At 52.5% G+C, this 12,488-nt stretch carries 12 protein-coding genes; 11 read left to right on the top strand and 1 reads right to left on the bottom strand.

Annotation, left to right across the window (positions count from 1 at the left end; genetic code table 11):
• Positions 1–897: 897 nt before the first annotated feature.
• On the bottom strand, positions 898–1,245 hold the full coding sequence (locus VFG09_13590; protein ID HET6516188.1) for an addiction module antidote protein: 348 nt from the start codon (positions 1,243–1,245) through the stop codon (positions 898–900).
• Between the two features lie 460 nt (positions 1,246–1,705).
• On the opposite strand from VFG09_13590, the gene rnr reads away from it, so the two are divergent.
• From rnr to ccoS, 11 genes are all read left to right on the top strand, one after another.
• Positions 1,706–3,805 (top strand): ribonuclease R, encoded by a 2,100-nt coding sequence (gene rnr, locus VFG09_13585; protein HET6516187.1) that lies wholly within the window; start codon positions 1,706–1,708, stop codon positions 3,803–3,805.
• Between the two features lie 11 nt (positions 3,806–3,816).
• Positions 3,817–4,662 (top strand): TIGR02757 family protein, encoded by an 846-nt coding sequence (locus VFG09_13580; protein HET6516186.1) that lies wholly within the window; start codon positions 3,817–3,819, stop codon positions 4,660–4,662.
• Between the two features lie 205 nt (positions 4,663–4,867).
• Positions 4,868–6,262: a cbb3-type cytochrome c oxidase subunit I gene (locus VFG09_13575; GenBank protein ID HET6516185.1), complete on the top strand. Its 1,395-nt coding sequence runs from the start codon at positions 4,868–4,870 to the stop codon at positions 6,260–6,262.
• 11 nt (positions 6,263–6,273) lie between these two features.
• Complete coding sequence (locus VFG09_13570; protein ID HET6516184.1) at positions 6,274–7,218, top strand: cbb3-type cytochrome c oxidase subunit II; 945 nt, start codon at positions 6,274–6,276, stop codon at positions 7,216–7,218.
• A gap of 9 nt (positions 7,219–7,227) precedes the next feature.
• Positions 7,228–7,422, top strand: a complete 195-nt coding sequence (locus VFG09_13565; GenBank protein HET6516183.1) for a cbb3-type cytochrome c oxidase N-terminal domain-containing protein — start codon at positions 7,228–7,230, stop codon at positions 7,420–7,422.
• Positions 7,423–7,618: 196 nt separating this feature from the next.
• On the top strand, positions 7,619–7,768 hold the full coding sequence (locus tag VFG09_13560) for a CcoQ/FixQ family Cbb3-type cytochrome c oxidase assembly chaperone (GenBank protein ID HET6516182.1): 150 nt from the start codon (positions 7,619–7,621) through the stop codon (positions 7,766–7,768).
• A complete protein-coding gene (locus tag VFG09_13555) occupies positions 7,752–8,969 on the top strand; it encodes a 4Fe-4S dicluster domain-containing protein (GenBank protein ID HET6516181.1) in 1,218 nt (405 codons plus the stop codon). The genes VFG09_13560 and VFG09_13555 overlap by 17 nt, the downstream gene beginning before the upstream one ends.
• Complete coding sequence (locus VFG09_13550) at positions 8,970–9,431, top strand: FixH family protein (protein ID HET6516180.1); 462 nt, start codon at positions 8,970–8,972, stop codon at positions 9,429–9,431.
• The gene (locus VFG09_13545) at positions 9,428–9,787 is read left to right on the top strand and encodes a c-type cytochrome (GenBank protein ID HET6516179.1); all 360 of its coding nucleotides are present in this window, start codon (positions 9,428–9,430) and stop codon (positions 9,785–9,787) included. The genes VFG09_13550 and VFG09_13545 overlap by 4 nt, the downstream gene beginning before the upstream one ends.
• A gap of 20 nt (positions 9,788–9,807) precedes the next feature.
• Positions 9,808–12,255 (top strand): heavy metal translocating P-type ATPase, encoded by a 2,448-nt coding sequence (locus VFG09_13540; GenBank protein HET6516178.1) that lies wholly within the window; start codon positions 9,808–9,810, stop codon positions 12,253–12,255.
• Positions 12,243–12,419 (top strand): cbb3-type cytochrome oxidase assembly protein CcoS, encoded by a 177-nt coding sequence (ccoS, locus tag VFG09_13535; GenBank protein HET6516177.1) that lies wholly within the window; start codon positions 12,243–12,245, stop codon positions 12,417–12,419. The genes VFG09_13540 and ccoS overlap by 13 nt, the downstream gene beginning before the upstream one ends.
• Positions 12,420–12,488 lie beyond the last annotated feature (69 nt).

The following is a 12,488-nucleotide window of genomic DNA, read 5'->3' as shown; positions in this document are numbered from 1 at the left end:
TAAAGAGCTGATCCGTAATATTCAAACCTTCGTGGACCATTACAATGAAAAGGCTGCACCCTTTATTTGGACCGCTACCGCTGATTCTATCTTCAAGAAATTAAAACGACTTATGTCACTTATTAATGACACAGGACACTAATAAGTCTACAAGAGGCATTCCGTGCCAGTTCATCCGTTGTTCCAAATAATGGTGAAGACATTTATCAAACTTCTTCACATCTTCCCTGGAACGCAGCTTAAAATAACGGGCCTCTAACGATTTGAAAAAATCGCTCTCTTCTTTGCTAACCATTTTTCACTCCAATATCAGGCGAGTGCAGAGGATCAGGTCTACGCATTTTACAAATTAGGCGCCCTCCCAATTTTGCCCACTCTCCTTCCGATCCGCATACCCTCTGAAAGGGCTGATTCAAAACGGCGGCTGCCCCACGATACCGTCGATGCTCTGATGCCGAACTGCCGCTCAATCTTCTTGAGGAAGGGCCACTGAACCTGTGGCTCAGACAGATGGTGGCCTTCTTCGTATGGTCGGGCTCGACATGAAACTCCATCCGGACCCTCTCTATAATCTTCCCTCTCCAACGCCAGTTTTGTCAATACGGCAGTAGCTGGAATATTTCGACTTGTCTTCTACCTTCAAGACATCTTTGTCAAGTGTGTAAACCTGACTCTCCTCGCGCCCTGCGATAGCGAAGCGCATCGGCACGAGTGATTCGTTAGGCCTTTGTTTGTTCCATCTGAAGAACCGAAACTTCAGAAAGACCCGCTTTCTCTCTCGCATGTTCGATGGTCATACTCACAACATTGCCTTTTTTATCCAGGTCAACGTAGAGGTTTTAGGATATTTCCTTTCTTTCAACAACAGCAACATTTGAAAACTCAATCAACGCTGTATCAGTATCCGTGAAATAGCGAATCTTCATCTTTCCTCCTCACATAGGATGCTTCGGCATGTAGTTTCAAGCCGAGTGCATCCATGACCTTGAGAATGGTGTCGAAACCGGGACTTCGCTCGCCGGAGAGTGCTTTATAAAGACTCTCTCGGGACAAGCCGGCATCCCGTGCGACTTGGGCCATACCCTTTGCGCGGGCGATATCGCCCAGGGCCTTCGCGATGAACGCAGCGTCGCCATTGGCTTCCTCAAAACATGCTTCAAGATAAGCGGCCATTTCTTCCGGGTTACGAAGATGTTCTGCAACATCGTACCGAGTTGTTTTGGTTTTAGCTTTAGCCTTGCTCATAATGCCCTCCTACAAATTGCGCGCTAAACGCAGCGCAGTCTTAACGTCAGCCTCCTGTGTTCGCTTATCGCCACCGGTCAGTAGAATTATCAACGTTCGTCTACGTTTTGTGTAATACACGCGATATCCGGGACCATAGTCAATCCGCATTTCCGACACGCCTTCGCCAACCGGCCTTACATCTCCCGGATTGCCGGCTGCGAGGCGTTCAACACGTGCCAATCGCGCGCACGTGCTTTTATGTCATGCAGGCCGTCTAACCATTGCGCATAGGTGTCAGTCTTGCGGATTTCAAGCACAGTTATATTGTAGCCAAGTGGCTACTACTGTCAATGCTTTTCAGTAAGGCAAGACCGCAAAGTTACGAAATGGCTTCGCAGCAAGCCTGCCTTCCCGAACAAAGTTTTCCAACAACCGCAGGCAGATTGTTATTCCCTGCGGTGTGGCATAGAATAGTACTATGGTGAACAGAGAAACAATCCTCACTTTCTTCCGGGAAAAGACAGGGAAACCCCTTGGCTTCAAAGAGATCGTATCTTTGATGAAACTCAGCCATCCTGAAGCACGGGCGCTGAAGCGTCTCCTTCGACAGATGATGCGTGAGGGCGATCTTGTGATGACCAGGAAGGGGCTCTATGGCCCCGCTGAGGAGATGAACCTCGTTAACGGTTATTTCGAGGCCCACAGGGACGGTTACGGCTTTGTTATACTCGAAAAGCCCGGGGAACGGGATATCTTTGTGCCCGCCCGTCGGACGTCGGGTGCCATGAACCATGACAGGGTCATCGTCAGGGTTGAGAACTGGCAGAGGCGTGAAGGCAGGATCATCAGGATCCTCGAGAGGGCGACGACACGAATTGTCGGGGAACTCGATGTCACGCGAACAGCATCTTTTGTGAGACCAAAGAACAGGGCTGTGCCTTTTCACCTCTATGTATCGCCCGGGGACAGGGGCAAGGCGAGGCATGGTGATAAGGTAATTGCCGAGATCATCAGCTATCCGGCTGACAAGAGGCCTCCCTCGGCAAAGGTCATCAAGGTGCTCGAAGAACCGGAAGACCCGATGGCCGAGGTCGAGTCGATCATCGAGGAGTTCAATCTCCCCCTCAGGTTCCCGAGGGCCGTCCATGACGAGGCAAGGATCCTTTATGAGCGACCTCCCTCTCCACTTCCGGAACAGAAGAGGAAAGACCTGCGTGATCTTGCGACCGTTACCATCGACGGTGAACGGGCAAAGGACTTCGACGATGCAGTCTCGATCTCTCTAGCAGAACAAGGCTACAGACTGTGGGTGCATATTGCCGATGTCGGTTTTTATGTCGGATGGAACACGGTGATAGACGACGAGGCGAGGAAACGGGGCACAAGCGTCTATTTCCCCGACAGGGTGATCCCCATGCTCCCCAAAGAACTTTCAGAAGACCTCTGCAGCCTCAAGCCGCAGGTCGACAGATATGCCTTTACGGTCGAGATGGATTTTGACAGGAAAGGCGAGAGGGTTAAGTCGCGGTTCTATCCGAGCTTGATCAGGAGCGCCGCGAGGATGACCTATACATCCGTCAGGAAGATACTCGTCGACCAGGACGGGCAGGAGCGCCAGAGATATGACCATCTCCTTCAGGCCTTCGAGCTGATGAACGAACTCTGCAACATCCTCAGGCAGAAGAGGCTTGAGAGGGGAAGCCTCGACTTTGACCTCCCCGAGCCGGAGGTGCTCCTTGACCTCCAGGGGAACCCTGAGGCGATCTTGAAGGCCGAGAGAAACCTCGCTCATATGATTATCGAAGAATTTATGATTGCGGCGAATGAGGCTGTGGCAGAGCATCTCGAAAACCTCGGAGTGCCGAGTCTTTACAGGGTCCATGAAGAGCCTGATCCTCTGAAGCTCGAAGAGATGCTGAAGATCATCAGGCCGCTGATTCGCGCAGGGAAGAGATCTCTGAAACCGAAAGACTTCTCTCAACTGCTTCTCGGCATAAAGGGCACGCCCGGAGAGGAGGTCATCAATTACGTGGTGTTGCGGAGTCTCAAGCAGGCGCGGTACTCTCCGATCAATGTCGGACACTTCGGACTCGCCTCAAAGTGTTACACGCATTTTACCTCTCCCATCAGAAGATACCCGGACCTTGTTGTCCACCGGATTCTAAGAGAGGTTCTGTCAAAGAGGCGCCTTTCGGATAAGAGAATGAAGGAACTCGAAGGACTGCTCTCAGACATCGCCTTCCATGCATCGAGGATGGAACGCCTTTCCGACGATGCAGAGAGGGAAGTGATCAGTGCTATGAGGGTATGGTTTATGAAGGATAAGGTGGGAGAAGAGTATGAAGGCAGGATAACGGGCGTCACTCCTTACGGCCTTCGGGTGCGGCTCAAAGACTTTTACGTTGAAGGGTTCATTCACCTTTCGTACCTGACCGACGACTTCTATCAATATAACGAGAGGAACCTCTCGCTCTCGGGGAGGAATACGGGAAGAGTCTTTACCATAGGTAAGGACGTAAAGGTAAGTATCGACAAGGTCGACAGGGAGGAGCGGGAGATAGTCTTCGGATTGGTTTGAAGATTCAGCCCATGACCGAGAAGAGACGACAACAATTAAAAAAGGTACTCGACAGATTCTATGATGACTATGATTTCACAGGGAGAATTGCCCACGACCCTATAGAATTCCCTCATCACTATGACGACGTCGGCGATATCGAAATTTCTGCCTTCATCGCCACTTGCCTTGCCTATGGCAGGGTGGATCTCTTCAAGGCGGTCGTGAAGAAGATCCTGTCGGTCATGGGCAAGAGCCCCCGATCTTTTCTCACCGACTTTGATGTAAAGAAACAGGGAAGACTTTTCCCCTTCAAGTACCGCTTTAACGAAGACAGGGATATCGTCTGCCTCCTGTTCATCATCCACGGACTTCTGCTGAAGTATTCATCCCTCGAAAGGGCCTTTATGGGACACTATCTCCCGGAACATGGAAATACCGGGAGGGCGATTACCGGATTCGTAGAGGAGATTCTTTCCGTTGACACGACAAAGGCGTACGGGAGAAATGTCCGTCCAGCGGGCCTGCTCCAGTTCTTCCCTTCTCCTGCCAACGGGAGCGCCTGCAAGAGGATGAATCTCTTCCTGCGCTGGATGATAAGGGACAGGGACATCGATTTCGGGATATGGAAGGGGATATCAAAGAATCATCTCGTGATACCCCTCGATACGCATATCGCAAGGATAGGAAGATGTCTCGGGCTCACAAAGAGAAGATCAGCAGATTGGAAAGCGGCGGTCGAGATCACAGAGACCCTGAAGTTGCTTGATCCTGTCGACCCCCTGCGGTATGACTTTGCCCTCTGCCATCAGGGGATATCCGGACTCTGCAGGCCGGATAATCGCGCAGGTTGTAAATCATGTGTTCTCAAAGGCTGATTTTAGTCCGGAACCCAATTATTAAATGAACGAACTCTTCTTGCTTGACAGGGCCGCTAAAGAAGAGTATTATTATCCTAATTGTCAGAAGGAAACTTTCATGACCGCGCGTTGCAATCAGCCTGACAGGAGATATAATGAACTTAACGGGAAGGTAATGGCTCCCTTGGGGCCTTCAGCAAATTGTTGAGGAGGGCGCAGAATCATGAATGAATACGCCTACGATAATCGGACGGTAAAGGGCTTCATCATCTCCTCCATCTTCTGGGGCGTCGTGGGTATTCTCATCGGGCTCTGGATCTCAATTCAGTTCTGGAAACCGGAATGGAATATTCCTCCCTTTTTCACATACGGAAGACTGAGGGTGGTGCACACGAACGGCCTCGCCTTCGGACTTGGTGTGGGGGCTATTTTCGGTATTTTCTACTACATAACGATGAGGCTCACAAGGCGTCCGCTCGTCTTCCCCAAGCTCGCGCGATTCCACCTTTATCTCTTCAATGCCGCGATAGCCCTGGCTGCGATCAGTCTCTTTGCGGGGATGAACCAGGCCCTGGAGTATGCGGAACTGGAATGGCCGCTGGACATCGTCGTCGTCATTCTCTGGGTCATCTTCGCGGTCAATATCTTCGCTACGATCATAAAGCGGAGGGAAGAGCAGATGTATGTCTCTCTCTGGTATGTTATCGCTACGGTTATCGCGGTTGCGGTGCTCTACATCGTGAACAACCTCTCGATTCCCGCCGGCTTTTTCAAGTCTTATCATATCTTCGCCGGCGTAAACAGCGCCAATGTGGAGTGGTGGTACGGCCACAACGCCGTCGGTTTTGTGTTCACTACGCCGATACTCGCGATGTTTTATTACTTCCTCCCCAAGACAACAGGGATCCCGATATACAGCCACCGGCTCTCGATCATCGCCTTTTGGTCACTCATATTCGCCTATCTCTGGACCGGCGCCCATCATCTTGTCTACACTCCGCTGCCTGACTGGATACAGACCCTTGCTATCGTTTTCACCATCTTCCTCATAGCGCCCTCATGGGGCTCGGTCGTGAACGGCTATTATACGGTCGGCAGCGACTGGGAAAAGATGAGGACAAACTATCTCACGAAGTTTTTTATCCTCGGCATAACGTTCTACGGCCTCCAGACCGTGCAGGGCCCGACTCAGGGGTTGCGGGTTGTGAGCCAGTTGATCCATTACACCGACTGGGTGCCCGGCCATGTCCACATGGGAACGATGGGGTGGGTCACGATGACCACTGCAGCGTCGATCTACTACGTGATCCCCAAGATCTATGACACTGAGATTTATAGCGTCAAGATTGCGAACACCCATTTCTGGCTCGTGCTGATCGGACAGCTCATATTCTCGATTACGATGTGGATCACGGGAATAATGCAGGGGACCCTCTGGAAAGCGGTGAACCCCGACGGAAGCCTCAAATACACCTTCATGGAAGTACTTGTCAAGAACTATCCCTTCTGGAAGATGAGGACCCTGGGCGGCGTTATCTTCACAGTGGGGATGCTCTTTTTCATTTACAACATCGCCATGACAATTCGCAAGGGCAAGGCCCTGGCAGCGACGGCATGAGGAGGTGAAGCATGGCAAGCGAATTCCATCATAAACTCCACACGAGCCCGATATTCTTTGCGGTCCTGTCGGCAGTAGTCATTCTTGTCGGAACGGTCGTGACGATGTTCATTCCGATGCTCACGCAGCAGATGCACCCGAAGCTCGAGAACCTCAAACCCTTCACGGCGCTCCAGCTCGCCGGACGGGACATCTATCAGCGGGACGGCTGCCATTACTGTCATACGCAGACCGTGAGACCTTTGAAGACAGAGGTGATGCGCTACGGCGAATACTCAAAGGCCGGGGAGTTCGCGTATGACCATCCTTTTTTGTGGGGGTCGAAGAGGACGGGGCCGGATCTCGCGAGGATCGGTGGAAAGTATCCCGATGCATGGCATTACCGGCACTTTGAAAATCCCCAGGCCTTCTTCACCGAGTCGAACATGCCGAAATACGGCTGGCTGAAGAACAACATCCTCGATCCGAAAGAGGTGGAGGCACGCATGAAGGCCCTGGACTTCCCATATTCGCAGGATGAGATCAACGGCCTGAATGGGAAGACCGAGATGGACGCCCTTGTGGCGTATATGCAGGTGATCGGGACTGCCGTCAAGAAGCAGGTCGAGATGCCTTCCCTGGCTGCGATAAAGGAAAGCCACGTGGCGAATCCTCTTGCCGGTGATCCAAAGGCGATTGAACTGGGGAAAGCCTTGTATGCCTCGAACTGTGCAGCATGCCATGGCGCAGACGGCAAGGGCGGGATCGGACCGAGTCTCGTTGACGACGAGTTTCTCTACGTGAAAGGCGACGTTCCCGATGACGACTATTTTGAGGTCATCAATAACGGGACCCAGCCGGGCATGATCGAAGACGGCCGCACGGCAAAGGGAGGCATGCCGCCCTTCGGCACGTCCATGGATAAGAGCAAGATATGGTCCCTGGTTGCATATATTCGTTCCCTGCAGGGGAAATAGGAGGGTGCAATGGCAGAAGAACTCGACAGCTTAAAGGAGTTTCTCGTTGAAGAGAGTGTGGATGCAAAGAGAAAGATCCCCATCGGATGGCTGATACTCTTCTGGGGGCTGATCCTCTGGGGTATCTACTATTTTGTCTCTTACACCCCCGCTATCAGCGGCTGGAGTCAGCAAAAGGCATATGAGGAGTCGGTGAAGAAATAGTGACGATGAATCCTGACGGGTGGACGTTCAGGGATTCCTGACATGTCCACCGTCAGACAGATGCAGGAGGTTTCATGGACATCTCGGTAGTTGCTACAATAGGCTTCACGGCCGCCGCTGCGGTCGGTATACTCTACCTTTATCTTGCAATGAGAAAGAGTAAGTAGAAACTTCTCGGAAACTTGGAGCGATTACAGTGCACGCAACTGCGATAAGCTATCTCATATTCGGTCTCGTGCTCGTCGTCCTCTTTGTGGTCATCATCGTCTTTTATTACTCGAAAAAGAGACATGAAAGAGTCGAAGAGCCGAAGTACCGGATGTTGGACGATGACGATCGGGATTAAGGGGATTCAGCGATGGAGGCGTCTCACAGAGGTACTTCAGGGAGCGGTCATCCTCGGAATCCCCTTCCTGAAGATTGGAGGCGAGAGCGCCCTGAGGTTCGATATCCCCTCGTTGAAGCTCCACTTCTTCGGCGTGACACTCTGGATGGAAGAGTTCTTCATCGTCCTTGTGGCGGTCATCTTCGTGACCTTCCTCATCGTCCTCATCACCGTGGTCTTCGGAAGGATATGGTGCGGATGGCTCTGCCCTCAGACCGTTATCGTCGACTTCACCAGGTTTGTTGACAGGGCCTCGTCAAAGGGATTCGGGTACAAGCTCGCATCTCTTGCAGCGACCCTTGCCGTCAGCGTCATCGTTGCCGCAAGCCTCATCTGGTATTTTGTCTCTCCGTACGAGTTCTTTGGACGGCTCCTCTCGGAGGATATGGGAAAGATCATATGGGGATTCTGGATCGTCCTGACAGGGATACTCTTCCTGAACTTCGTCTTCCTCAGACACAGGTTCTGCGCAACAGTATGCCCATATGCAAAGCTCCAGAGCGTCCTTTACGACAATGGTACCCTTGTTATCGCCTTTGACCCGGAGAGGAGGGAGGAGTGCATGGACTGCATGGCCTGCGTCAGGGTCTGTCCCGTCGGTATAGACATCAGGAAGGGCATGAGCGGTGCTTGTATAAACTGCGCCGAATGCATTGATAAGTGCACGGAGATGAGGGCGAAGGTGAAGAAAGAAAGTCTGATCAACTACTCTTTTGGCTTGCCGGGGGAGAAGAGGAAGATCATCCGTCAGAATGTGGTCATGATCTCCCTTATAACGCTCGCCTCCTTTGCTTTTCTCCTCCACCTTTTTTTCTCAAGGGTCGCCATAGACATGACGGTGCTGCCAAACCAGGGCTTTCTTCCGCGAACCAGTGCTGACGGCACTGCGCTGAACTCCTATCTTCTCTCTTTCAGGAACAGGTCGAGGGCCGACCTCACGGTGAAGATCAGGGCCAAAGGAGAGAGGGGGGAAGTGAGCATTATTCCTGACACGATCCTCCTCAAGGCAGGGGAATACCGGAAGATCCCCGTATTCGTCAGGATGGAAGGAGAAGCGTTGAAAGGCGGCTCCGGCGGCGTTGACATCTCTGTCGAATCGCGACAGGATGAGAGAGTTGATACAATAACAAAGAAGGTGTATTTTGAGGTGCCTCATTCATAAATGAAAACCGTTATCGCAATCGTCGTCCTTGTGGGACTTCTCTCTGTTGTCGGTGCCATCATAGTCGGAACGAGGACTTTTGAGGGGATTGTTACGGAAAAGCCTTATGAGAAGGGGCTCTCCTGGGACAGGACGGAGAAGGAAAGGGCCTCGTCAGGATTGAGAATCGAGATTCTGACGAAAACCTTTGTGACGGGAGACAATGACATCCTCTTCTCGGTCCTGGATCGGGAGGACAGGCCTTTTGATGGTGAAGCCGTATCGATCACGATCAGCAGACCGTCATCGGCGACATATGACAGGACCTTCAATACTGTCATGGCAGGGGAAGGGGTCTACAGGGCTTCCGTCAGTTTTCCTCTCCATGGTTTCTGGGATCTGAAGATTCCCGTGCCCGTCAAGGGCAAAGAGATTGTCTTCGAAAAAAGGATCTATGTCGAGAAAGGAGGATCATCTCGATGAAAAGAACGATGATGCCCGTTTTGTTACTCTTCATCTCCCTGATGCTTCAGGCGGGCATCGTGCAATCAGAACCCGCTCTTGCCCAGAAGAATCCCTATGAGGGTGATCCGAGGGCACTTCAGGAAGGAGCTGAGATATTCAAGAAGAACTGTCAGGTATGCCACGGCGCAGGCGGAAGGGGCGATATCTGTCCGAATCTAACGCTGAAATCGAAGAAATATGGAGACTCAGATGCAGACCTCTACCTGACCATTTCGAAAGGCAGACCCGGCGGCATGCCCAACTGGGAGAACAGTCTTGGTCAAGACAGGATATGGAAGGTGATCACTTATATACGGAGCATCGAACAGAAATAAACGGCGCCAGAGGAACAGAGATGCACGCATCTCAACTCACCTGTGACCATTGTCTTCTGAGCTTTCCTGAGAGGGACGCTGTTTACGATATCTGTGACGGAAAGGAAAAGACATTCTGCTGCAACGGCTGCAGGGGCATCTACAGGATTATCCACGGCGAGGGTCTCGATGCCTTCTATGAAAAGAGACGGTGGGATGAAACCGGTATACCGGCTTCCCTCCTGAAGGGCGAAATCGATATTAGCCCCTTTGCCGAGCATGTCAGGGACAGGGACAACGGGGAGAAGGAGATAGATCTTTCGATCGAGGGGATCCGCTGTGCCTCCTGTGTCTGGCTCAATGAAAAGATCCTGAGCAGGACAGAGGGGGTCAGCCATGCGAGGGTCAACTATGCCACTCACAGGGCGAGGATCGCCTGGAACCCCGAGCTCGTGGGGATCGAGAAGATCCTGAAACGGATACTCTCCATCGGTTACCGTCCGAAGCCTTATACGAAATCAGAGCAGTTCAAGGCCAGGGAATCGGAGACGAGAGACCTCCTGATACGCTTCGGTACCGCAGCCTTCCTCTCATCGCAGCTCATGATTTACAGCGTAGCTCTCTACGCAGGATATTTCCAGGGGATCGATGCCCAGACAAAGGGCATCTTCGAGGTCATTGCCATGGTCCTCACCTTCCCGGTCCTCTTCTATTCGGGGATGCCCCTTATCAGAAGCACGGTTAAAGGACTGAGCCGCCTCCATTTTACGATGGACTCTCTCATAACGATCGGTGCGGGATCAGCGTTTGTATACAGTGTCTCAGAGATGGTTGCCGGCGGAGAGGTCTATTTTGACACGTCAGCCATGATCATAACCCTCATCCTCCTCGGCAGGTACTTAGAGGCCGTTGCAAAAGGCAAGGCCTCGGAGACGCTTGAACGGTTGGCGGAGCTGAGCCCCACAACGGCAACCAGGTTACTCAAGGGTGAGGCCGGAGCCGCCGGACGGGGGCAAGTAGCGGTCACGTCTATCGAAAAGGGCGATTGGCTGGAAGTGAAACCGGGCGAGAGGATCGCCCTTGACGGGACTGTCATCAGCGGCGAGTCTGAGGTCGATGAATCCTTCCTGACGGGCGAGTCGAGACCGGTCTTGAAGGTCGTGGGATCTGAAGTTGTCGGAGGGAGCATCAACCTTTACGGCATGCTCACCTTTGAGGTGAAAAGGACAGGAAAGGAAACGATACTGGCGAATATCATCGAGGCCGTAGAAGACGCCCAGGCGCGGAAACCGAGGATACAGAGAGTGGCAGACAGGGTCGTCGGCTATTTTGTGCCGCTTATCCTGCTCATTGCAGTCTCGACGCTCCTCCTTTATATCTTGAGGGGTGCATCAATACACCGGGCACTCATGACAGGCGTCTCTGTCCTTGTCATCGCCTGTCCCTGCAGTCTGGGGCTCGCAACCCCCCTCGCTGTCCTTATCTTCACGACCATGGCATCGTCACGAGGGATTCTCATAAAGAGCGGTGAAGTGATCGAGAACGTAAGCAGAGTGAACCACGTGATTTTTGACAAGACCGGTACGGTAACGATAGGGAAACCGGTCCTCAAGGACATGATTGTCCTTGAGAACGCCTGGGACAGAGGATATCTCCTGAGCCTCGCAGCGTCCCTTGAAGGACTCTCCGAACACAGCATAGGCCATGCGATCACCACTGCTGCCCGTCCTGCATTCAGCGTATCAGGGTTCAAGACCTTTCCCGGGAAGGGTGTTGAAGGTACGGCAGAGGGAAAGAGAATCGTGATCGGCAACCGGAGCTTCATGGAAGAGCACGGCATTGTAATGCCTCATGCGCAGTCCTATACTGAAGATATCAGAGACCTCGAGAAAAGGGGGGAAACGGTTGTTTTCATGGGGTGGGAAGGGAGAGTGAGGGCCGTCATGGTAGTCTCGGATGTTGTCAGGGCCGAGGCAGCGGAAGCGGTCAGCGAGATCAGGAAGATGAACTATTCCCTCTCGCTGGTGAGCGGGGACAATCAGGGCACTACGGAATCTATCGCGTCAAGGGTCGGCATCGAACATGCCGTTTCCGAGGCCTCGCCGGTGAAGAAAAGGGAGATCGTTGCCGAGATCCAGTCCGCGGGAGAGAAGGTGATCATGGTGGGAGACGGCATAAACGATGCACCTGCCCTTACAGAGGCCGTGGTCGGTCTCGCCATGGGAAGAGGAACGGATATCGCAAGGGAGAGTTCAGACGCTGTTCTGGTGAGGAACGACCTCAGGCTTGTTCCCTATTTCATTCGCCTCTCGAGGAAGGCCTCGGGCATCATCAAGGAGAACATCTTCTGGGCCTTTTTCTATAACATCATCGCGATTCCCCTGGCGGTGACCGGCGTCCTCCACCCTATTGTCGCGGCGGGTGCGATGGCTGCCAGCTCCCTCTTTGTTGTCGGGAACTCGCTGAGGGTCAAGAGATGTGGGCAATAACCTTCATGATCTTTCTCTCCCTCGTCCTCGGAATAGGGGCATGGCTTTTTTTCATATGGTCGGTAAAGAGCGGGCAATATGACGATGTGGAGGGACCGAAGTACAGGATGCTTGAGGACGAAGAGAAGAAGAGCGGCGATAGGACCGAACAAAATGACAAGTGAAACCCAACGTTGCAAACGATGGCAAGGCAGGCATGGATCGAAGCTCTGTACATGCGATGAGATTCCGAC

Source organism: Thermodesulfovibrionales bacterium, from assembly GCA_035686305.1.
Classification (GTDB): Bacteria; Nitrospirota; Thermodesulfovibrionia; order Thermodesulfovibrionales; family UBA9159; genus DASRZP01.
This window is presented reverse-complemented; position numbering and strand designations above follow the sequence as displayed.